At 55.4% G+C, this 22,362-nt stretch carries 22 protein-coding genes and 1 pseudogene; 11 read left to right on the top strand and 12 right to left on the bottom strand.

Going from position 1 to position 22,362, the window contains the following annotated elements:
* Nucleotides 1-29: 29 nt before the first annotated feature.
* Nucleotides 30-740 carry an ABC transporter ATP-binding protein gene (locus tag A936_RS07495; protein ID WP_008456255.1) on the top strand — a complete coding sequence of 237 codons (711 nt, stop codon included), beginning with the start codon at nucleotides 30-32 and terminating at the stop codon, nucleotides 738-740.
* 12 nt (nucleotides 741-752) lie between these two features.
* Here the strand turns inward: A936_RS07495 and A936_RS07490 are convergent, their stop codons facing one another.
* The 6 genes from A936_RS07490 to bioB form a co-directional block, all read right to left on the bottom strand.
* Entirely contained in the window at nucleotides 753-1,271 is a 519-nt protein-coding gene (locus A936_RS07490) for a helix-turn-helix transcriptional regulator (RefSeq protein WP_008456254.1), read from the bottom strand.
* Between the two features lie 15 nt (nucleotides 1,272-1,286).
* A complete protein-coding gene (locus A936_RS23710) occupies nucleotides 1,287-1,547 on the bottom strand; it encodes a hypothetical protein (protein WP_071530474.1) in 261 nt (86 codons plus the stop codon).
* A 177-nt stretch (nucleotides 1,548-1,724) separates the two neighbouring features.
* On the bottom strand, nucleotides 1,725-2,408 hold the full coding sequence (gene bioD, locus A936_RS07485; RefSeq protein WP_008456251.1) for a dethiobiotin synthase: 684 nt from the start codon (nucleotides 2,406-2,408) through the stop codon (nucleotides 1,725-1,727).
* Complete coding sequence (gene bioC / locus A936_RS07480) at nucleotides 2,401-3,159, bottom strand: malonyl-ACP O-methyltransferase BioC (RefSeq protein ID WP_008456249.1); 759 nt, start codon at nucleotides 3,157-3,159, stop codon at nucleotides 2,401-2,403. Before bioC ends, bioD begins: the two co-directional genes overlap by 8 nt.
* Complete coding sequence (bioF, locus tag A936_RS07475) at nucleotides 3,143-4,294, bottom strand: 8-amino-7-oxononanoate synthase (protein WP_008456237.1); 1,152 nt, start codon at nucleotides 4,292-4,294, stop codon at nucleotides 3,143-3,145. The genes bioC and bioF overlap by 17 nt, the downstream gene beginning before the upstream one ends.
* Nucleotides 4,291-5,331 (bottom strand): biotin synthase BioB, encoded by a 1,041-nt coding sequence (gene bioB / locus A936_RS07470; RefSeq protein ID WP_008456235.1) that lies wholly within the window; start codon nucleotides 5,329-5,331, stop codon nucleotides 4,291-4,293. Before bioB ends, bioF begins: the two co-directional genes overlap by 4 nt.
* Nucleotides 5,332-5,420: 89 nt before the next feature.
* Here bioB and bioA point away from each other — a divergent pair, with 89 nt between their 5' ends.
* From bioA to A936_RS07455, 3 genes are all read left to right on the top strand, one after another.
* The gene (gene bioA, locus A936_RS07465) at nucleotides 5,421-6,707 is read left to right on the top strand and encodes an adenosylmethionine--8-amino-7-oxononanoate transaminase (protein ID WP_008456232.1); all 1,287 of its coding nucleotides are present in this window, start codon (nucleotides 5,421-5,423) and stop codon (nucleotides 6,705-6,707) included.
* Between the two features lie 163 nt (nucleotides 6,708-6,870).
* Nucleotides 6,871-7,110 (top strand): hypothetical protein, encoded by a 240-nt coding sequence (locus A936_RS07460; RefSeq protein ID WP_008456230.1) that lies wholly within the window; start codon nucleotides 6,871-6,873, stop codon nucleotides 7,108-7,110.
* 145 nt (nucleotides 7,111-7,255) lie between these two features.
* Nucleotides 7,256-8,524, top strand: coding sequence for a putative acyl-CoA thioester hydrolase (locus A936_RS07455; RefSeq protein WP_008456229.1), 1,269 nt, complete (start codon nucleotides 7,256-7,258; stop codon nucleotides 8,522-8,524).
* A gap of 56 nt (nucleotides 8,525-8,580) precedes the next feature.
* Here A936_RS07455 and pgl read toward each other — a convergent pair whose 3' ends face one another.
* Nucleotides 8,581-9,579, bottom strand: a complete 999-nt coding sequence (gene pgl, locus A936_RS07450; RefSeq protein ID WP_008456226.1) for a 6-phosphogluconolactonase — start codon at nucleotides 9,577-9,579, stop codon at nucleotides 8,581-8,583.
* A 128-nt stretch (nucleotides 9,580-9,707) separates the two neighbouring features.
* Between pgl and A936_RS07445 the strand changes: the two genes are divergently transcribed.
* On the top strand, nucleotides 9,708-10,538 hold the full coding sequence (locus A936_RS07445) for a pyridoxal phosphatase (RefSeq protein ID WP_008456224.1): 831 nt from the start codon (nucleotides 9,708-9,710) through the stop codon (nucleotides 10,536-10,538).
* On the opposite strand, the gene modC is transcribed toward A936_RS07445, so the two are convergent.
* From modC to A936_RS07420, 5 genes and pseudogenes are all read right to left on the bottom strand, one after another.
* Nucleotides 10,539-11,597 carry a molybdenum ABC transporter ATP-binding protein ModC gene (modC, locus tag A936_RS07440; RefSeq protein WP_008456221.1) on the bottom strand — a complete coding sequence of 353 codons (1,059 nt, stop codon included), beginning with the start codon at nucleotides 11,595-11,597 and terminating at the stop codon, nucleotides 10,539-10,541. It abuts the gene before it with no gap.
* Entirely contained in the window at nucleotides 11,597-12,289 is a 693-nt protein-coding gene (modB, locus tag A936_RS07435) for a molybdate ABC transporter permease subunit (protein ID WP_008456216.1), read from the bottom strand. The genes modC and modB overlap by 1 nt, the downstream gene beginning before the upstream one ends.
* Nucleotides 12,286-13,062, bottom strand: coding sequence for a molybdate ABC transporter substrate-binding protein (modA, locus tag A936_RS07430; protein WP_008456214.1), 777 nt, complete (start codon nucleotides 13,060-13,062; stop codon nucleotides 12,286-12,288). Before modA ends, modB begins: the two co-directional genes overlap by 4 nt.
* 187 nt (nucleotides 13,063-13,249) lie before the next feature.
* The gene (locus A936_RS22660; protein ID WP_008456213.1) at nucleotides 13,250-13,402 is read right to left on the bottom strand and encodes an AcrZ family multidrug efflux pump-associated protein; all 153 of its coding nucleotides are present in this window, start codon (nucleotides 13,400-13,402) and stop codon (nucleotides 13,250-13,252) included.
* Nucleotides 13,403-13,493: 91 nt separating this feature from the next.
* Nucleotides 13,494-15,055: pseudogene (locus tag A936_RS07420) on the bottom strand (AbgT family transporter).
* A 299-nt stretch (nucleotides 15,056-15,354) separates the two neighbouring features.
* Here A936_RS07420 and modE point away from each other — a divergent pair.
* The 6 genes from modE to galM all read left to right on the top strand — a co-directional run bounded on the left by modE (nucleotide 15,355) and on the right by galM (nucleotide 22,169).
* Entirely contained in the window at nucleotides 15,355-16,146 is a 792-nt protein-coding gene (gene modE / locus A936_RS07415) for a molybdenum-dependent transcriptional regulator (protein WP_008456206.1), read from the top strand.
* Nucleotides 16,147-16,223: 77 nt separating this feature from the next.
* Nucleotides 16,224-17,702: a molybdate ABC transporter ATP-binding protein ModF gene (gene modF, locus A936_RS07410; RefSeq protein WP_008456204.1), complete on the top strand. Its 1,479-nt coding sequence runs from the start codon at nucleotides 16,224-16,226 to the stop codon at nucleotides 17,700-17,702.
* Nucleotides 17,703-17,911: 209 nt separating this feature from the next.
* Complete coding sequence (gene galE / locus A936_RS07405; protein ID WP_008456192.1) at nucleotides 17,912-18,928, top strand: UDP-glucose 4-epimerase GalE; 1,017 nt, start codon at nucleotides 17,912-17,914, stop codon at nucleotides 18,926-18,928.
* A 9-nt stretch (nucleotides 18,929-18,937) separates the two neighbouring features.
* Entirely contained in the window at nucleotides 18,938-19,990 is a 1,053-nt protein-coding gene (galT, locus tag A936_RS07400; protein ID WP_008456190.1) for a galactose-1-phosphate uridylyltransferase, read from the top strand.
* On the top strand, nucleotides 19,987-21,135 hold the full coding sequence (galK, locus tag A936_RS07395) for a galactokinase (RefSeq protein WP_008456188.1): 1,149 nt from the start codon (nucleotides 19,987-19,989) through the stop codon (nucleotides 21,133-21,135). The genes galT and galK overlap by 4 nt, the downstream gene beginning before the upstream one ends.
* Complete coding sequence (gene galM / locus A936_RS07390; protein ID WP_008456187.1) at nucleotides 21,129-22,169, top strand: galactose-1-epimerase; 1,041 nt, start codon at nucleotides 21,129-21,131, stop codon at nucleotides 22,167-22,169. Before galK ends, galM begins: the two co-directional genes overlap by 7 nt.
* The last annotated feature ends 193 nt before the right edge of the window (nucleotides 22,170-22,362 follow it).

The raw sequence follows: 22,362 nt of genomic DNA, 5'->3' as shown, positions 1-22,362 counted from the left end.
AAACGACTCCCCAACCCAGGAGATGAGCCATGCTTAGCTTACGTGCTGTTAATCAGTTTTACGGTGACCACCACATACTGTGGAACCTCGACCTCGAGCTGACCCCGGGAGAATGCACCTGCGTGCTTGGCGCGCCAGGGCAGGGCAAAACCACGCTCGTAAACTGCATTACCGGCTATTTGCCAGTACAAAGCGGCAGTATGCTGTGGCAACAGGCGGGACAGCCGCCTGAAGACCTGGTGAATAAACCCGTGGAGCGCAGAACTGCGCTTGGAATTGGCTACGTTCCCCAGGACAGGCGCATCTTCTCCCAGCTTAGCGTTGAGGAAAATCTTCAGATAGCGATGATGGCGGGACATCATCGACCCCGGGTCATTCCTGTGCTGATTGATGACCTTTTTCCCGAGCTCTATAGCCTTCGGCAGGTAAAAAGCGGCGAACTTAGCGGGGATATGCAGCAACAGTTAGCGCTTGCCCGGGCACTGGTTTTAGAGCCCAGACTGCTGATACTGGATGAACCCGCTCTCGGCGGAGGGCACCGCTTTATCACAGAAATGGGCAACCTCATCCGGCGCTTAAACCGCGACTTCGGCCTGACCATTTTACTGGTCGAACAGCGGCTGCCTTTTATACGCCGGGTTGCAGACAAGTTTTGCCTGTTGCATAAAGGCCGAAATGTCGCGCAAGGGAATGTCTCCCAGCTGGACGACAAGCTCGTGGCGGGCTGGTTAGATCCCTGAACGCAGTCTCTACTACAAATTTTTCAATTTTTCCTGAAAAACCGGGTTGAGCTCCGTCATCGCCCGATGCAGGTTGCACTGCCGCGTCACTTTCGCGATATCCAGCAAAGGCGAAGGTATGGACTTCACGCCAGAGCTGTTCATCCAGCGTAAAACCGCGTCGAGATTCCATAGTGCAGTTTTCCCGTCATGTACCGGCGCTGGAAACGCCTCCCGGGAAACCATAACTTTGCGAATATACTGCCGGGACACCCCTAGCAGTTCCGCTACGTCACTCAACCCCACTAAATCAGGGGCAGCTTCAACCAATAACGCGCCTTGAATAATGCCTGAAACGTCCTTCAGCGCGCTCAGTAAGGCTTCTTCTGCTGTGTCGGCCTCGCGGATGAAATTCAGAGCAATACGCCCCGTCACACCGATGCCAACGAGGGCATCATCACACCCTCCTGCGCCCAGAGCAGCAACCCACTTCTCCGGATCTTTTTTCCCTTCTGGTAGAGTAAAAACAAGCGTGAACGTGTATTCCGCCATGGAGCCTTCTCCTTGTTAATGCAGGACGCTACGTGATGCCCTATTGGCGCATCCATCCACAAGCCTGCGAATTTGTCTGGCATGGTTCTCTGCGTTGCGAGGCGTGCTCCAGACACAGCTGATACAAAACTCGCCGCACCGGCATGTTTTATCGTTCCAGGGGCAATACATTTTTCCCCAGCAATGCGAACCGCCCTCTTTGACCCGCCAACCCTGGCATTCTGCGTAGCTTAATGCCGCCTCTATCTCTTTTTGCGGGTGCCGTTTTCTGGCCATATCTCCTCCGGCTAAAAAAGCATCTCATAAAAGGTTGTCATATGACAACTAAAAGTATGAAATACTCTATAGACGTTGCTGCCTGGAATGAATCTTTGTCTGTGGGGAAAAGGTTAAAGCGGGAGCCAGCCCGAGGCTTTGCTGCGGGCCTGGCTTTTGTTGCAGTCGCCTTGCGGCTTAGATCGTAATAACGGAGAGATCGAGGTAGTGACCAAGCTCGGTTTGATCGCTGATACCCTTAAGCCAGGGAATTTCCCCCAGCAGCGGGGCCGGCAGCCGCTGTTTGAGCGTGGCAAGATATTCCGCATGCCTTTTTCCTGCGGGTTGAACACCGTTTGCTACCCAGCCCGCCAGCGGTAAACCGGCGGCCAGCACCGCCTGTACCGTGAGCATTGCATGATTAATACAGCCAAGTTTCACGCCCACCACTAAAATAACCGGCAGTTGCTCGCTGATGGCCCATTCGGCAAATGTCGTGGTGTCAGACAGCGGGGTAAACCAGCCTCCAGCCCCCTCAACCTGAACCCAGTCGGCTTTTCCGGTAAGATTCTTTAGACCTTCAGACATAGCAGAAAAAGTAATGGGGCGCTGCTCTTCAGCACTAATGATGTGCGGGGAGGTCGGCTCAAGAAAAGCCAACGGATTGATCTCCTCATACGGCAATTTAACCGAACTATTGCGCTGCAGCGCTAACGCATCACTGTTGCGAATGCCTTCAGGGGTCATTTCACTGCCAGAGGCCACAGGCTTATAGCCCACAGAGCGATACCCCGCAGTATTCGCCGCCTGAAGCAGCGCGCAGCTGGCGATGGTCTTCCCAACTTCAGTGTCGGTGCCGGTCACAAACCATTTTTTAATCACGTTCAATTACTCCAAAAATTATCTGCCAGCTAAGAGAGAACTGCCCGTCTTGCCGGGGCCACGCTTCGCTGAGCCGCTGCAGTTGCCCACGCGTCAGTAGAGTGTTTTTGCGGCCATCGTGCAGGTGTGTTGCCCCAACGCCTTTTAGCGAACGCATGGCGCTCATGACGTCAGGAAAACGCTGGCTGACGGTGCGGCTGGTTAATACGTAACGCCATGGGCGACACGCCTGGTCAATTTCGGCCAGGGATAAAAACTGGTTGGCATGCGCCCGTTCGTCTACCCCGCGCCAGGCCTCGCGCAGTTCAGGCAGTGAACCTGCCGCAAGCGTGCTGAACGCAATGCACCCACCCGGTTTCGTCACGCGATAAAGCTCGGATAAGCCTTGCTGCAGATCGCTGCACCACTGAACGGCAAGATTACTCCAGGCCAGATCCACCTGGTCATCCGCCAGCGGAATAGACTCGATATCCCCCTCAAGAAAGCGATGCGCCGACTGGGTTTGCTGGCACCGCTCAAGCATCGCTTTCGAGATGTCCAGCGCCAGCACTTCGCTTCCTTTGTCCCGCCAAATTCGGCTGTACCAGCCGGTACCGCAGCCTGCATCCAGCACGCTTACGGCACGGCGGTTTTCCAGCTCGGCCAGCAGGTTATCACCGCAGATACGCTGCAGCTCGGCGAAACGCTCGTAGCTGCCTGCCGCCCGGCTAAACGCTGCGGCGACGGCGGCTTTATCAACAAGCTGCGTCATAAAGCGCCTCCAGCAATGCGTCTATGTCGCCAGAAGTATGCGCGGCCGTAAGGGTGATGCGCAGGCGGGCGCTGCCGGGGGGAACGGTAGGCGGGCGAATGGCTGTTAACCAGAAGCCCCGCTCTTTCAGGCGGGAGGCGAGATCCAGCGTGCGCTGATTCTCCCCCACAATCAGAGGTTGTATCGCGCTACCTGAATCCGCCAGATTCAGCGAGAGTCGGGCAGCACCCTGCCGAAAACGCAGAATATTTTCAGCAAGCCTTGCTCTGTACTCATCGCCATGCTGAACCACCTTTAACGCGGCCTGAAGCGACACGGCCTGCGCCGGCGGCATCGCGGTGCTGTATATCAAGTGGCGGGCAAACTGCAGCAGGTAAGTTGCAACGTCTTCGTCGCACAATACCGCCGCACCGCTGCCGCCAAACGCTTTGCCAAAGGTGACGACAAGAATATCCGGTTTGATTTTTTGCCGATCGCAACTGCCACGCCCCTCTTTGCCGAGGACACCAATACCGTGCGCGTCGTCGACCATTAACCAACCGTCTGCTTGTCTTGTTGCCTGTGCTATTTCAGCCAGCGGCGCGCTGTCCCCGTCCATGCTGAATATGCCTTCGGTCAGGACAAGCCGTTCACCTTCATGCGGTTTACCGAGCTGCGTGGCAAGGGCCTGAACGTCGTTGTGATGAAATCTGCGTAGCTGAGCCGGACTTTGCATCGCCGCTTCCATCATTGAGGCATGGCAAAGTTTATCGGCGATAAGCGTGTCCGTTTTTTGCGCCAGCGCGGAGATCACCGCCTGGTTTGCGCTGTAGCCGGAGATAAACAACAGCGCTCGCTCAAAGCCGAGCCAATCCGCCAGCTGTTCCTCAAACACCTGATGTGCACGGCTATACCCCGTGACGTGACCAGACCCGCCGCTACCAACGCCGAACTGCGTCGCGCCTTTTTGCCAGGCCTCCGTAATCTGCGGGTGATGACTCAGTCCCAGATAATCGTTGCTGGAAAAATTCAAATATTCCCGACCGTTGGTCGAAAAAATACGCCCGTTACCGAGCGTATTGGCCTGTCGGGTGCGAAGGCTGGCGCTGGTCCGCCGTTCGCTTAAAGCCCCGGAGATTCGCTGTGGCCAGCTCATACCGCCGCCGCGTTGTAGTAATTGTCGGTATCGGCGTTCAGGATCTGCCCGGCGAGCTGCTCCTGCTGTTCGTTGTCACCCATTTCGGTGGTGGTTTGCTGCGGATTAAGCCCCAGCTTGCGGAACAGCTGCAGATCTTTGTCCTCTTCTGGGTTCGGCGTCGTCAGCAGTTTGCAGCCGTAGAAAATAGAGTTTGCACCGGCCATAAAACACATTGCCTGCGTCTGCTCGCTCATCTGCTCGCGGCCTGCGGAAAGGCGCACGTAGGAGGTTGGCATCATGATGCGGGCCACCGCGATGGTACGAATAAAATCAAAGGCATCCACGTCTTCGTTATCCGCCAGAGGCGTGCCTTTCACTTTCACCAGCATGTTGATAGGGACGCTTTCTGGTGGCGTTGGCAAATTCGCTAATTGCAGCAGCAGTCCGGCGCGGTCGGTGACGGTTTCGCCCAGGCCGACAATCCCACCGGAGCAAACTTTGATCCCTGCATCACGAACTTTATCCAGCGTGTCCAGACGTTCCTGATAGGTTCGGGTCGTGATGATGTTGCCGTAAAATTCCGGGGAGGTGTCCAGATTGTGGTTGTAATAGTCCAGCCCAGCGGAGGCCAGGCGCTGCGCCTGTTCATTGGTTAGCGTACCGAGCGTCATACAGGTTTCCAGCCCCATAGCGCGAACGCCCTGCACCATCTGCTCAAGGTAAGGCATATCGCGCTCATGCGGGTTCTTCCAGGCGGCCCCCATACAAAAACGTGTCGAACCTGCGTTTTTAGCTTTGCGGGCGGAGTCCAGCACCTGCTCAACTTCCATCAGGCGTTCAGACTCCAGGCCTGTTTTATATCTGGCGCTTTGTGGGCAATATTTACAGTCTTCCGGGCAAGCACCGGTTTTTATAGACAGCAAGGTGCTGACCTGTACCTGTCGGGGATCGAAATGCTGGCGATGCGTCTGCTGCGCTTCAAACAACAGATCCAACAAAGGTTTTTGAAATAAAGCAGTGACCTGCGACATTGTCCAGCGTGCGTGGTGAGCCATGGGGCCTCTCCAAAAGGGGTGTTATGGGAAATCGATTGACGTTATACTCGTAAACCTAAATGTTTTTCAAATGGTTTACAAGTCACCCTATGACCCCTGATGATTTAGCGTTCGACCAGCGACATATCTGGCACCCGTACACCTCGATGAGCCAGCCGCTCCCGGTTTATCCCGTTGTGGCCGCGGCGGGCTGTGAGCTGCAGTTGGCTGACGGACGCATGCTCGTCGACGGCATGTCCTCCTGGTGGGCGGCTATTCATGGCTACAACCACCCGCGACTGAATCAGGCCATGAAGCGACAGATCGATAGCATGTCACACGTGATGTTCGGCGGTATTACGCACCCACCTGCCGTTGAGCTGTGCCGCAAGCTGGTCGCGATGACACCTGACCCGCTGGAATGTGTGTTTCTGGCGGACTCCGGTTCCGTCGCCGTTGAGGTCGCCATGAAAATGGCGCTGCAGTACTGGCACGCCAGGGGACAGCCTCGCCAGCGTTTTCTGACCTTCCGCAATGGCTATCACGGCGATACGTTTGGTGCGATGTCAGTCTGCGATCCTGATAACTCGATGCACAGCCTGTGGCAGGGCTATTTGCCTGAGCATCTTTTTGCCCCTGCTCCGCAGTGCGGCTTTGGTGATGAATGGAACGAAATGGATATCGTGCCGTTTGCCCGCCTGATGGCTGCACATCGCGAAGAGATTGCCGCCGTTATTCTGGAGCCTGTCGTCCAGGGCGCGGGGGGCATGCGTTTTTACCACCCTGAATGGCTGCGCCGCCTCCGCCGCATGTGCGACCGGGAGGGGATTCTGCTGATCGCCGACGAGATCGCGACAGGTTTTGGCCGCACCGGGAAACTGTTTGCCTGCGACCACGCGGATATTTCACCGGATATTATGTGTCTCGGCAAAGCGCTAACCGGCGGCACAATGACGCTCTCCGCAACACTTGCCACCCGCCATGTCGCAGAAACCATCAGCGACGGTGAAGCCGGCTGCTTTATGCACGGCCCAACTTTTATGGGGAACCCGCTCGCCTGCGCGGTTGCCAGTGAAAGCCTGGCGCTCCTGGCGGAAGGAGACTGGCAGCAGCAGGTTCTGGCGATTGAGCAGCAGCTTCGGGAAGGTTTGCTGCCGCTGACGGCGAACGAAAACGTAGCCGACGTGCGCGTACTGGGCGCTATTGGCGTGGTGGAAACACGCCGGCCTGTAGATATGGCCGCTTTGCAGCGTTTCTTTGTCGAACAGGGCGTGTGGATCCGGCCGTTTGGCCGCCTGATCTACCTGATGCCGCCTTATATCATCGGCCCTGAACAGCTGGATAAATTAATTGTGGCCGTCGCGCAGGCGGTAAAAAATCCTGAGTTTTTCCACTAGTTTCTGTTTCAACCGGGTCGGTATCGCTTGCCGGCCTGGTCTGCCCTTCCGCTAATCGATTTCTGGAATGAATTTACTCAAATAAATCCAGTTAAGTTATTAATCCCTTCCCGTCTCGCTGCCGATTAACCTTTCACCAGATTCACATCACAGAGAGACAGAAATGAAGAGAACCGTTGTACTCAGCTTCTGCCTGATGGCAGGCAGCGCCCTGGCCGATACCGGCTCGCCCCAGCTAAAGGCGGAGACACAGTCAGTGATTCGCCAGGCGGGTTATCAGTGCGATACCGTGAACAGCGTGTACCCCGCCGCATTCGGAGGTTCACTTACCGTCTCTTGCGATGATGACCACAAATATATTATTCGCAAAAAAAACGGTCAGTACGAAGTAGAAAAAGAATAACAAATCGCTTTTTCATCGCCGAAAAATACCCTCTCCCCCCTTTCTGAAGCCGATTTGCACAAATCGGCTTCCCGTTTCGCTCAACTTAGTATAAAAAGCAGGTTTTGAAATAACCCTCTATTCCACCGTACAGCAAGGAGCAACCTTGAACACATTATCGGTTTCTCGTCGCGCCGCAGCCCTGGCTTTCGCCGTGGCGCTGAGTGCATGTAGCTCAACCCCACCCCAGGACAAACCGTCTACTCAGGTGGCGCCGGGAACCCAGTCCCGCCCGATCCTGGCGGCTGACGAAGCACAGAATTTTGTGGCAGCGCGCTACTTCACCGCGATGAACCCAAATGAAGCCCCGTGGACGCCGTCCTCGATTCGCACGCCTCAGCAGCCTGATTTCGTGGTTGGCCCTGCCGGTACGCCTGGCGTCACCCACACATCAGTCCAGGCCGCGGTGGACGCTGCTATTATCAAGCACAGCAGCTCTCGCCTGTATATCGCCATCATGCCGGGTCAATATGAAGGTACGGTGTATATTCCTGCGGCTTCCGGTAGCGTGACGCTGTACGGTACTTCCGGCAACGCAGATGATGTCAAAATCGGCCTGACGCTGGACTCTGAAATCGACCCGACAACCTGGCGTCGCACCGTTAACCCGGGCGGGAAATACATGCCAGGGAAACCCGCCTGGTACATGTTCGATAACTGCCAGAGCCGCCGCGGCGCGACCGTGGGCGTGATGTGTTCCGCTGCCGTTTGGTCACAGAATAATGGCTTGCAGCTCCAGAACCTGACCATCCAGAACACCCTGGGTGACAGCGTGGACGCCGGCAATCACCAGGCCGTGGCGCTGCGCAGCGATGGCGATAAAGTACAGCTGAATAACGTTCACCTGCTGGGCCGCCAGAACACCTTCTTCGTCACCAACAGCGATGTTCAGAACCGCATGTTGACCAATCGTCAGCCGCGTACGCTGGTAACCAACAGCTACATTGAAGGTGATGTGGATGTGGTCGCAGGCCGCGGTGCCGTGGTGTTTGATAACACTGATTTCCGCCTGGTGAACAGCCGCACCAAAGAAGGTTCCGTGTTCGCACCAGCCACGCTGCCAAACATCTACTACGGCTTCCTGGCAATCAACAGCCGCTTTACCGCAGCCGGTGACGCTCAGTTGGGTCGCTCATGGGATTTAGGCCAGGCCGCAAATGGCCAGGTTGTGATCCGCGACAGCGTGATCAACGAAGGTTTCAACACGGCTAAACCGTGGGGCGATGCGCTGGAGTCCAAGCGTCCGTTCGCGGGCAACATTGGCACCAAAGACGATAAAGGCGCGATCAAACGCGATCTGAATGACCCGAGCTTCAACCGCATGTGGGAGTTCAATAACCGTGGTGTAGGCAGCCCGGTCGTCGAAGAGAAGTAATTTTTAGTTCAGTAAGAAAAAACCTCGCCGCGGCGAGGTTTTTTTATGGCTGACAATCAGTGCGCGTTAATCACAACCCACATTGGGCCCTGCCCGACGGCGTAGCGGCCTTTTTCTTCCAGCAGCCCCTGCTCGCCGTTAATTTTGTACACGGCGGCATGATGGGATTTCTGCCCAACGGCAACCAGGTACTTACCGCTGTGGTCAACGTTGAAGCCGCGAGGCTGCTCTTCCGTAGGCTGGTAGCCTTCGATATTCAGCACGCTGCCATCTTCGGAAACGCTGAAGACGGTAATGATGCTGGCGGTGCGGTCACAGGCATAAAGATGGCGACCGTCCGGGGTGATGTGGATATCGGCAGCCCAGCGGGTACCGGTGAAACCTGGCGGCATAAAGTCCAGCGTCTGCACGCATTCAATTTTGCCGTGAGGGTCGCGCAGTTCCCAGACATCAACGGTGCTGTTCAGCTCGTTCACGCAATACACATACTGCTGGTTCGGGTGAAATGCCATGTGGCGCGGGCCTGCGCCCTCAACCGTCGTGACCTCAGCAGGCGTTTGCGCCACCAGCTTGCCGTCATCGGACAGCGTGAACAGGCAGATACGATCCTGCTTCAGCGCAGGCGTCCAGAGCGTGCGGTTATCCGGGGAAATATTCGCTGAGTGGCAGCCGTCCAGCCCTTCAACCACATCGACGGTTTCGCCCGGCAGGCCATCGTTTTCAAGGCTAATCACCGCCACGTTTGCCGCGTTGTATGACGCGCTGAACAGAAAGCGGCCTTTGCGATCGGTAGAAATGTGGGTTGGGCTGCCCGGCAGAGGTGCCACGCCAGCCTCTGTCAGAGAGCCATCATCCGGCGTAATGCGGTAAGCCACTACGCGAAACTCGGGGCGCACGCCAACGTAAAGGAAGCGTTTATCCGGGCTGATAACCATCGGCTGAACTTGCCCTGGGGCATCAACCACCTGCACAAGGGTCATTTCACCGCTGGCATGCAGCGTCCAGACGTGGATCTGCTGGCTTTCCGGGCTGGCGGTATAAACTGTCTGTTTCATGACTTTACTTTCCTCCTGACGTCGTAAGTAAGCATCATAAGGCCGGCTCACGGCGCGAGCTATTTTGCGCTATAGCGTGAGCGGTGTACCATCGGAACGAACCTTATGAATAATGACTGGAACCCTAAATGAGTTATCGCGTAATTGCTCTCGATCTCGATGGCACCCTACTGACCCCGCAAAAAACCATTCTCCCGGAGTCCATTACGGCCCTTCAGCAAGCTCGCGAAGCGGGCGTGAAAGTGGTTATCGTAACGGGTCGCCATCATGTCGCCATACATCCTTTTTATCAGGCACTGGCTTTGGATACACCTGCAATTTGCTGTAATGGCACTTATTTGTATGATTATCATGCAAAAAAGGTTCTGGCGTCCGATCCTCTTCGCCCGGAGCAGGCCGCACAAATGGTGGATTTACTGGCAGCTCACCGGGTACATGGCCTGATGTACGTCGACGATGCGATGCTTTATCTCGAAAGCTCAGAACACGTCAAGGCCCACGTCGCCCGCACCCAAACCTGGGCGCAATCATTACCTGAACAGCAGCGGCCGGTTTTCCGTAGCGTGCCTTCACTCAAAGAGGCGGCTCAGGATGTGGAGGCTATCTGGAAATTCGCCCTGACGGATTCAGATATTCCTAAGCTCAAGCAGTTTACCGTTGAGGTAGAGCGCGAACTGGATCTCTCCTGCGAGTGGTCGTGGCACGATCAGGTTGACGTCGCCCAGCGAGGCAACAGTAAAGGCGCCCGTCTGGCTCAGTGGGTAGCGTCTCAGGGTCTGGCCATGGATCAGGTGATTGCGTTCGGTGACAACTACAACGATCTGAGCATGCTGGAAAGCGCCGGGATGGGCGTGGCCATGGGCAATGCTGACGACGCAATTAAATCCCGCGCCGATATAACTATCGGCACGAATCTGGAAACCGGAATCGCCGAAACGCTTTATAAGTACGTGCTGTAATCAGGTTGCGATCGACACGCTTTTCACTTGCGCATACAGCCACTGGCCGGGTTTTACCGCCAGTTCGTCCCGGGCCCAGGGGCTGATGCGCGCCCACAGCGTGCGGGAGCCCACTTCGAGCTGAACCTCCACCTGCCCTTCGTCGTCAAAGCACTGGGCAACCCTTGCCCGCAGCACGTTACGAATACTACTGTTAACCGGCGGCTGAAGCACCAGCGAGACGTCAGAAGCCTGGATGCGAATGCGCAGTGGGGCCTGCACCGGTTTGTCGATTTTGTTCACCCACAGGTGCTGATCGCCAAGCGCCAGCGCCGTCATAGCGTAATGAGGATGATGCTCGAGCACGGTCACTTTCAGCACGCTGCTTTGCTGCTCTTTAGGCAGCCACGGATGCATCACGCTGCTGCCCCAAACCTCTTCAAGGTTACCAAACGCTTTAACATTTCCCGCATCCAGCACCAGCACTTTATCCGCCAGATGTAAGATTTCCTCCAGCGAGTGGCTCACGTACAGCATGGGAATATTGATCTCGCGGGCGAGCCGCTGGAGATAAGGTAACAATTCACGTTTACGGGGAATATCCAGAGAGGCTAGCGGCTCGTCCAGCAGCAGCAGTTCCGGCGCGGTCAGAAGTGCCCGTCCAATGGCAACACGCTGCTTTTCACCGCCGGAAAGGCTCCAGGGAAAACGCTCCAGCAACTCTTCGATGCCGAGCAATGCCACCAGCTTATCAAACTGGCCGGCCATGCTTTTCGCCATGCCGTATTTTAAATTGCCGCGAACTCGGTAGTGCGGGAACAGGCGCGCATCCTGGAAGACATAACCCACCCGGCGTTTTTCCGGCGGCAGATAAAGCTGTTTTTCGGCATCGCTCAGAACGCGATCGTTCAGCACGATACGCCCCTTCTCCGGCTTAGTCAGGCCGCTAATCACATTGATTAATGAGGTTTTCCCTGCCCCAGAAACGCCAAAAACAGCCGTGATGCCCTGGCCCGGCAGGGTTTCGTTGATTTCCAGCCGGTGCGTACCCAGCGTCTGAACGAAGTTAAGTTCCAGCATCAGTTTGCCCCCATACGCTTGCGGCTGACTCTCGCCAGCCATTCGGCCACCAGCAGAGAGGCCATCGCCAGCGCGATAGCGATCAGGCACAAACGTGCGGCGGCGCTTTCTCCGCCGGGGGTTTGAATCAGGGTATACATGGCCGAAGGCAGCGTTCGGGTTTCACCGGGAATGTTGGACACAAAAGTAATTGTCGCGCCAAACTCGCCCAGCGAGCGGGCAAAGGCCAGCACGGTACCCGCAATAATACCCGGCAACGTTAACGGCAAAGTAATGGTGCAAAAGACACGCCAGCGCCCTGCGCCCAGCGTTCTGGCGGCCTGCTCAAGACGGAGATCAACCCCTTCCAGCGCAAGGCGGATTGCCCTGACCATCAGCGGGAAAGACATAACCGCCGCCGCCAGCACCGCCCCTCGCCAGCTAAAGGCGAAGGTAATGCCAAACCAGTCATACAGCCAGGCACCAATAAAACCGCGGCGGCCAAAAGCCACCAAGAGCAAATAGCCCACCACCACCGGCGGCAGGACTAAGGGAAGATGAATCAGGCTATCGAGCAAGGCTTTGCCCGGGAAGCGGCAACGAACCAACACCCAGGCAAAGAAGATCCCGACAGGAAGGCTGAAGAGTACCGCAATAGATGAGACTTTTAGGCTTAGCAGTACCGCCTGCCACTCGGGATCGCTCAATATCATTGTTTCGTCGTAAATCCGTATTTTTGGAAGACTTTCGCCGCTTCCGGTCCTTTCAGATAGCTATAGAACGCGGTCACTGACGGGTTATCGTGGCCTTTCACAATCGCAATCGGGTATTCCACTTTCTTGTGGGAATCTTCCGGGAAGGTGCCCACGACTTTTACGCCTTTTCCAGCGACGGCGTCAGAACCGTAAACGATGCCCAGCGGCGCTTCGTCGCGCTCAACCAGCGCCAGCGCACCACGGACATCTTCCGCCGGAGCAAGTTTACTGGATAAACTGTCCCATGCGCCCAGCTTTTGCAGCGCCTCTTTGGCGTAAATCCCCGCAGGAACATGATCGGGATCGCCCACGGCCAGACGGCCACCTTTCAGCAGCGATGCCCAGTCGGTTTTCGCATCAATGGTGATGTCGCCCTGCTTGCTGGCGGTTGGCGCGACGACAACCAGGCTGTTACCCAGTAGCGTTTCGCGAGTGTCCGTTTTGATGGTGTCTTTCTCAACAGCATAATCCATCCATTTCTGATCGGCAGAAATAAAAAGATCGGCCGGCGCCCCCGCTTCAATCTGGCGAGCGAGCGTGGAAGAAGAGGCAAAAGAAGCAGCAATCTCAACTTTCTTCTCTTTCTGATATTGCGTGGCAATATCCTGCATCGCATTGGTTAACGACGCCGCCGCAAAGACGGTAATTTTACTACTTTCAGCCAGTGCCTGGCCTGCCAGAGAAACAGATAATGCCGCACCCAGGGCGAGGCGAACCCAACGTTGATTCATGTTTTCACTCCGTTTGTTTCGTTATGTAACGTGAAATATAACGATTGCAATGCGGAAGATACAGAATTTATCGGCAGAAAGAAGAAGGGCTTTAAAGTTCTTGACGGAGATCAACGGAAAGAGCGTATGTAGAGGGCGCTAAGGCGGCAGAAAGAGAAAACCCGGCAAATGCCGGGCCTTCAGGGAATCAGTGATGCTGTTTCGGCTGTTGGTCGCGATGACCGACTTTTGAAAAGACGTTAAACACTTCACCCAATCCGTAGATGAGACCGAGGATCACAGCCATCACAACCGGCACCATGACCACGGCAAACACCAGGCTTTTCAATAACTCGAACATAGTTGCCTCCGGCAAAAGCGAGAGTGATTATTCTAGCGTCAGTTGAGAAAAACGCACTCTCCTTTTGTGCCATTTGCCCGCCCGCTTCGGCTTATCCGGCTGACCAGGTATAAGGTGCCGCAATACCAAGCGGCATTTCAAGCCCCCACCATACCAGCAGGAAGAGGCTCCAGCTCACCAGGAAGGCGATAGAATAAGGCATCATCATCGACACCAGCGTGCCCACGCCAGCGCCTTTCACATAGCGCTGGCAGTAAATCACGATCAGCGGGAAGAACACCATCATCGGCGTGATAATGTTTGTGGAAGAATCACCGATGCGGAATGCCGCCTGCGTAAGCTCTGGCGATATCCCAACGGCCATAAGCATCGGTACCATAATAGGCGACAGCAGCGCCCATTTTGCCGAAGCCGAACCAATCAGCAGATTAACCAGCGCCGTCAGCAGCACCATACCGATGATTGTCGCCTCTCCCGGCAGCGCCATGGCTTTCAGGCCGTCCGCCCCCGCCAGCGCCACCAGCGTACCAATATTCGAATCGCTGAAGGCTTTGATAAACAGCGCACAGAAAAACGCCATCACCATATAAGAACCCATTTTGCTCATTGAGTCGTTCATCGCCCCAATGACGTCTTTCCCCGATTTAAAGGTACCTGCCGCAAAACCATAGACAATGCCCGGCAGGATAAAAATAAGGAAGATAAGCGGCACGATTGACTTCATGATAGGCGCGCCGAAGTCGGTTAACGCGCCTTCAGGGCTGCGCAGCGTTGAGCTTTCAGGCCAGGCGACAGCGGCAAGCCCCAGCAAACTAAGGAGCATCACCAGCCCCGCACGACGGAATGCCCGGCTCTCTTCTGGCGTGACGCTGGACATATCTTCATCATGCTTAAAGTCGCCATCAACCGCCATTTTACTGACCCGGGGCTCGACGATTCTCTCCGTCACCCACCAGCCAACGAGAGTAATCAATATTGTTGAGCCGATCCCGAAGAACAGATTACACAGCGTGTTCACGGTATACGTTGAGTCGAGCAGCTGAGCGGCGGCCTGGGTGAAACCTTGCAGCAGCGCGTCGTTCCCCGTTGGCACCATATTGGCCGCAAAGCCACCGGATACGCCGGAAAATGCCGCCGCGATCCCCACCAAAGGATGGCGCCCGGCAGACATAAAAATAATGGCACCGAGAGGGATCACCAGCACATATCCCGCATCCGCCGCGACGTGGCTAAACATAGCGACAAAAATCAGCATCGGCGTCAGCAGTTTTTTTGGCGTAACGCGCAGCATTTTTTCAGCGCAACGTTAATAAAGCCGGAGCTTTCGGCAACGCCGACGCCCAGCATCGCCACCAGAACAATGCCTAAAGGAGCAAAGCTGGTAAAAGTGGTCACCATCGTAGAAAGCGTAAGCGTTAACGCCTCGGCGGAAAGCAGGTTATTGACCTGCACGGCCTGCTGCGTTACCGGATTAACGATGTCAAACTCCAGCTGTGACAGCACGGCGGATAGCCCCATCACAACCAGTAAAAAATAGAAGAAAATCAGCGCGGGTTCCGGCAGTCGGTTACCAGCTTTTTCGATGGCGTTAAGAAAACCGTTCAGTAAGCGGTTATCTTTTGCCTCATTTCCTTTTGTTGTCGACGTACTCATAGTTGCCCCCAATCCCGACAAATGTCTGTGCTGTCATCCAATGTACGGCAGGGATAATAAAGGTAATGACACGATGAAACTATTCTTTTAATGAAATTAATCTCTGAATAATACCGGGTTAATAAAAATTAAAATCTAATAAACAGACAGAAACTGGTTATTAATTCGATATAATCGAACAGTAACCATGAAATTGCTGTGCTCAATCAGGAACGATTTGTCCCCTGGCGGCGAGCTGATATAATTTTCCCCATGATTACAAAGGGAAACGCTGAGCCGGTTTGCGGCGCGGAGAAACTATGCAGGCTGAAATTTTATTAACGCTGAAACTCCAGCAACGGCTGTTCGCCGACCCGCGACGCATTGCGCTGCTTAAACAAATTCGCCACACGGGCTCCATTAGCCAGGGTGCAAAACTGGCGGGTATCAGTTACAAAAGCGCCTGGGATGCCATTAACGAAATGAACCAGTTGGCAGAATCAAGCCTGGTTGATCGCGCCACCGGCGGCAAAGGCGGCGGCGGTGCCGTCCTGACACGGTACGGCGAGCGCCTTATTCAGCTTTACGATCTGCTCGCGCAAATTCAACAAAAGGCCTTTGATGTTCTGCAGGATGATGCCCTGCCTTTAGACAGTCTGCTCGCCGCCATTTCCCGCTTTTCGCTGCAAACAAGCGCCCGCAATCAGCTGTTTGGTACGGTACTTAAACGCGATGACGAACAGGTTCAGCAGCACGTCGATATTCTGCTGGCTGACGGTGAAACTCGTCTGAAAGCGGCGATTACCCGCCAAAGCGCAGAGCGGCTTGGGCTGGACGAAGGCAAAGAAGTATTGGTGCTTATCAAAGCGCCGTGGATAGACGTCACCACTGATGCTAATGCGGCGGGCAATGCCGATAACCAGTTGCCGGGCAAAATCAGCAGCATTGAGCAGGGCAAAGAACAAAGTGAAGTGCTGGTTCAGTTGGCGGATGGCCAGACGCTGTGCGCCACCCTGCCGAATATCCACGTAGAACAACAGGCGCTGGCAGAAGGTGCTAAGGTCACAGCATATTTCAATGCAGACAGGGTGATTGTCGCCACACTCTGCTAAAAGTCCGCTTCTCATTGACATCAGCGCAGACACGCCGTATTTCTGTAGCCTCATCGCTGCAAAAAATGGGATAAAACATGTCTGCGTTGCAAATTTCGCAAGGTACGTTTCACCTTAGCGACATAAAAACCCTTACCCTGAACGACCTTACCCTTCGCGCCGGAGAAAGCTGGGCCTTTGTTGGGGCGAACGGCAGCGGCAAATCCGCTCTTGCCCGTGCGCTGGCCGGTAGCCTGCCCATCATGAAGGGCGAACGCCACTGCGGCTTCACCCGCATTGCTCATCTCTCTTTTGAACAGTTGCAAAAGCTGGTCAGCGACGAATGGCAGCGTAATAACACCGATATGCTAAGCGCCGACGAAGACGACACCGGCCGCACCACCGCAGAAATTATACAGGAAGAGGTGGTCGATGAGGCTCGTTGCGGCGAACTGGCCGCGCTGTTTGGCATTGAACATTTGCTCACTCGCCGCTTTAAATACCTGTCGACGGGGGAAACGCGCAAAACGCTGCTTTGCCAGGCGTTGATGTCAGAGCCAGAACTGCTGATCCTGGATGAGCCGTTCGACGGGCTGGACGTGAAATCCCGCCAGCAGTTGGCAAGCCTTCTCGAGCAGCTTAGCGCCCAAGGCTACACCCTGGTTCTGGTCCTGAACCGATTCGATGAAATCCCGGATTTTGTGCAATTTGCCGGCGTGCTGGCGGACTGCACGCTGACAGAAAGTGGTAAAAAGCAGGCGCTACTTGAGCAGGCGCTCATCGCTCAGTTGGCCCACAGCGAGAAGCTGGCGGGCGTGGCGCTCCCGGAAGCTGACGATCCGTCCGCTCGCTATACGCTGCCGGAAAACCAGCCTCGTATTGTGCTTAACGATGGCGTGGTGGAATACAACGATCGCCCTATCCTGCACAAACTTAGCTGGTCAGTGAATCCCGGCGAGCACTGGCAAATTGTCGGCCCTAACGGCGCAGGAAAATCAACGCTACTCAGCCTGATCACTGGCGATCATCCGCAGGGCTACAGCAACGATCTGACGCTGTTTGGCCGCCGCCGGGGCAGCGGCGAGACAATCTGGGATATCAAAAAGCACATTGGGTACGTCAGCAGCAGCCTGCATCTGGATTACCGCGTGAGCACCACCGTGCGAAACGTTATTCTGTCGGGCTATTTTGACTCCATTGGGATCTACCAGGCCGTTTCGGATCGTCAACAGAAGCTGACCCGCGAATGGCTGCATATGTTAGGGATGGATAACGCCACCGCCGATGCGCCATTCCATAGTTTGTCCTGGGGGCAGCAGCGCCTGGCGTTAATCGCCCGCGCGCTGGTCAAGCACCCCACATTGCTGATCCTCGATGAGCCTCTGCAAGGGCTGGATCCGCTCAACCGGCAGCTGATACGCCGCTTTGTCGATATTTTGATTGGCGAGGGAGAAACGCAGCTGCTGTTTGTGTCCCACCACGCCGAAGATGCGCCGCAGTGCATTACCCATCGGCTGACGTTCATACCCGACGGCGACAAATACGGCTACCAGCTGGAAAAAATTCTTCCCGCATAATCTCGCAACACGCGGCGGCTATTCCTGACCTGACTTTCGGAATAGCCGTACGCTTTTATTCTACCAGTCTGTTTTACAATGCCTTGTATACTGCTTTAGCCATATTATTGATGCAGTGTAAACGATACCACTAATCTGGTGCATATCACATTTTTCAGCCATCTGTTATGCTATGGTTATCTTAACCCATAGGCTATATGGAGCGAAAAATGAGAGTTTTGGTCACAGGTGGTAGCGGTTACATTGGAAGTCATACCTGCGTACAATTGCTGCAAAACGGTCATGACGTGGTGATCCTCGATAACCTCTGCAACAGCAAACGCAGCGTACTGCCAGAAATTGAACGTCTGGGCGGCAAGCATCCGCTGTTTATCAACGGTGATATCCGCGACGAAGCCCTGCTGGCAGAAATTTTCCACGATCATCGTATTGACGCCGTAATCCATTTTGCCGGTCTGAAAGCCGTCGGCGAATCGGTGAATAAGCCGCTGGAGTATTACGACAACAACGTGACCGGCACCCTGAAGCTTATCGCCGCCATGCGCGCGGCAAATGTCACTAACTTTATCTTCAGCTCTTCCGCTACCGTTTACGGCGACCAGCCTCAAATCCCTTATGTAGAAAGTTTCCCTACTGGTAAACCCGCCAGCCCTTACGGCCAAAGCAAGCTGATGGTTGAGCAAATTCTTACCGACCTGCAAAAAGCCCAGCCAAACTGGAGCGTTGCGCTGCTGCGCTACTTCAACCCGGTTGGCGCCCATCCGTCGGGCGATATGGGCGAAGATCCTCAGGGCATCCCAAATAACCTGATGCCGTACATCGCGCAGGTTGCCGTAGGCCGCCGTGACTCGCTGGCTATCTTTGGTAACGATTACCCAACCGAAGATGGCACCGGCGTGCGTGATTACATCCACGTGATGGATCTCGCAGACGGCCACGTCGCCGCTATGCAGGCACTGAACGGTAAACCAGGCGTCCATATTTACAACCTGGGCGCAGGCGTCGGCAGCAGCGTGCTCGACGTGGTGAACGCCTTCAGCAAAGCCTGCGGTAAACCGGTGAACTATCACTTTGCCCCTCGTCGTGATGGCGATCTGCCGGCCTACTGGGCCGACGCCACCAAAGCCGACAAAGAACTCAACTGGCGTGTCAGCCGTTCGCTGCAGGAAATGGCAGACGATACCTGGCGCTGGCAGTCACGCCATCCCCAAGGTTATGAAGATTAAGGATATGTGATGGAGCAGTTTAACCCGGTCGATCACCCGCATCGCCGCTATAACCCGCTAACGGGTCAATGGATTTTAGTTTCGCCACATCGGGCGAAACGCCCCTGGCAGGGCGCGCAGGAAACCCCTGCGCAAGAAAAACTTCCGGCACACGATCCGGACTGTTTTCTTTGCCCAGGGAATACGCGCGTTACCGGGGATAAAAATCCCGAGTACACCGGCACTTTCGTTTTTACCAACGATTTTGCGGCGCTGATGACGAACACGCCCGATGCCCCAGCGAACCACGATCCCTTGATGCGTTGCGAAAGCGCGCGCGGTACCAGCCGGGTTATCTGCTTCTCTCCCGACCACAGTAAAACATTGCCAGAGCTTACGCTTCCCGCACTGGAAGAAGTCGTACAAACCTGGCAACAGCAGACCGCTGAGCTGGGGCAGACATACCCGTGGGTTCAGGTATTTGAAAACAAAGGCGCGGCCATGGGCTGCTCCAACCCACATCCTCACGGACAGGTTTGGGCAAACAGCTTTTTGCCTAATGAGGTCGCCCGTGAAGATGCCCTACAACGTGAATATTTCGCCCACCAGGGCACCCCAATGCTGCTGGACTACGTGCAGCGTGAACTGTCGGACGGTAGCCGCACCGTGGTTGAAACCGAACACTGGCTGGCCGTCGTCCCTTACTGGGCAGCCTGGCCGTTCGAAACGCTGCTGCTGCCCAAAACCCACGCCCTGCGTATCACCGACCTCAGTGCAGAACAAGGTGCTGACCTGGCGTTAGCGCTGAAAAAACTCACCAGCCGCTATGACAATCTCTTCCAGTGCTCCTTCCCCTACTCAATGGGCTGGCACGGCGCGCCGTTCAACGGTGAAAGCAATCAGCACTGGCAGCTTCACGCGCATTTCTACCCGCCGCTGCTGCGCAGCGCCACGGTACGTAAATTTATGGTCGGCTATGAAATGCTGGCCGAAACCCAACGCGATTTAACCGCAGAGCAAGCCGCAGAACGCTTGCGTGCCGTCAGTGATATCCATTTCCGCCAGTCAGGAGCGTCATTATGAGTCTGAAAGAGAAAACCCAGCGTCTGTTCGCTGAACAATTTGGCTACCCGGCCACCCACGCTATTCAGGCCCCTGGCCGTGTAAACCTGATTGGTGAACACACCGATTACAACGATGGTTTCGTGCTGCCCTGCGCCATTGATTACCAGACGGTTATCAGCTGTGCCAAACGAGACGACCGTATCGTGCGAGTTGTTGCCGCCGATTATGACAATCAACAGGACAGCTTCTCCCTTGATGCCCCTATCGTCTCGCATAACACGCAACAGTGGGCTAACTATGTTCGCGGCGTAGTGAAGCATCTGCAAATGCGAGATAAAAACTTTTCCGGCGTGGATATGGTGATCGGCGGGAATGTGCCGCAGGGCGCAGGGTTAAGCTCGTCAGCCTCGCTGGAAGTCGCGGTCGGCAAAGTCTTCCAGCATCTGTACCGCCTGCCTCTGGATGGCGCTCAGCTGGCCCTCAATGGCCAGGAAGCAGAGAACCAGTTTGTCGGCTGCAACTGCGGCATTATGGATCAGCTGATTTCCGCCCTTGGCAAGAAAGACCACGCCCTGCTGATTGATTGCCGCTCCCTCGGAACGAAAGCGGTATCCATGCCAAAAGGCGCTGCAGTAGTCATCATCAACAGTAACTTCAAGCGCACGCTGGTGGGTAGCGAATACAACACCCGCCGCGAACAGTGTGAAACCGGTGCCCGTTTCTTTAGCCAGAAAGCCCTGCGCGACGTTGAGCTGGCAAAATTCAATGCCGTAGCGCACGAGCTGGATCCAATTGTTGCCAAACGTGTTCGTCATGTGCTGACCGAAAATATCCGTACCGTGGAAGCCGCAGATGCACTTGCCAAAGGTGACCTGGTTCGCATGGGCCAGCTGATGGCCGAATCTCACGCCTCCATGCGCGATGATTTCGAAATCACCGTGCCACAAATCGATACTCTGGTAGAGATCGTCAAAGCGACGATTGGCGAGAAAGGTGGCGTACGTATGACCGGCGGTGGTTTTGGGGGCTGTATTGTCGCCCTGGTGCCCGATGATCTCGTTCCGGCCGTGAAACAGGCTGTGGAAGAACAGTACGAGAGCAAAACCGGGATTAAAGAAACCTTCTACGTTTGCAAAGCCTCCGAAGGAGCAGGTCAATGCTAAAAGAGACGCCGCAGCTGGCGCCGGACGGCCAGCCGTTTCGGCTTACCACCCTGCGCAATAGCGCGGGGATGGTTGTCACCCTGATGGACTGGGGCGCGACCTTGCTTTCCTGTCGGGTGCCGCTCAAAGACGGTAGCGTGCGGGAAACGCTGCTGGGCTGCGCTTCGCCTGAGCAGTATTTACAGCAAAGTGCCTTTATGGGGGCGACCGTCGGGCGCTACGCTAACCGTATTGCCGGAGGGAAGCTTACCGTTGGCAGTGAAATGCTCCAGCTTGAGATTAACCAGGGCGAAAATCAGCTTCACGGCGGGCCGGAAGGCTTCGACAAACGCCGCTGGCGCATTGCCGTGCAAAATGAGCAGGCTGTGACGTACGCGCTGGATTCCTGCGACGGCGATCAGGGTTTCCCCGGTAAATTACACACCACGGCGCGCTATGCCTTAACGGAAGATAACCGCATCAGCATCGAGCTTCGTGCCACCGTCGATAAGCCGTGCCCGGTCGGTCTCACCAATCACGCCTACTTCAATCTTGACCGCGTTCAAAGCGATGTGCGGCAGCATAAACTTCAATTGCTGGCCGACAGCTATTTACCGGTCAACGCCAGCGGCTTGCCTGCTGGAGACCTGAAAGAAGTAGTCGACACCAGCTTTGACTTTCGTGAACCTAAGACGCTTGCACAAGATTTTCTGGCCGACGCCGATCAGCAAATCACCAAAGGCTACGACCATGCTTTCCTGCTGCAGGCCAAAGGCGATCTCAGCCAACCCGTGGCACGACTCTGGTCCACCGACGGTGCGCTGGAAATGAACGTGTTTACGACGGCGCCCGCGCTACAGGTCTATAGCGGAAACTATCTAGCGGGCACCCCTGCACGCGATCAAGAAAGCTACAGCGACTGGAACGGTCTGGCGCTGGAGAGCGGCTTCCTGCCGGACAGCCCAAATAACCCGGAATGGCCGCAGCCGGACTGCTGGTTAAAACCGGATGAGACGTATCTCAGCATTACGGAATACCAGTTTCAGCCCCATTAAAACCCATTGCCCTTTTCATTAAGGGCAATTTCTCACCAAATCGCTGACTTTCCCGCCAGATCGAGCCAAAAATATAACAACCTTTTACAACCACCTTACACTCCACGCGCTTTTTCGCTATGTTAAACGTTTATCATTGCCGTGGCTTATGGCGCGGCAATATAATGATAATTGTTATCATTAATCCCAGGCT

Origin of the sequence: Enterobacter sp. Ag1 (genome assembly GCA_000277545.1) — a bacterium.
GTDB lineage: Bacteria > Pseudomonadota > Gammaproteobacteria > Enterobacterales > Enterobacteriaceae > Cedecea.
This window is presented reverse-complemented; position numbering and strand designations above follow the sequence as displayed.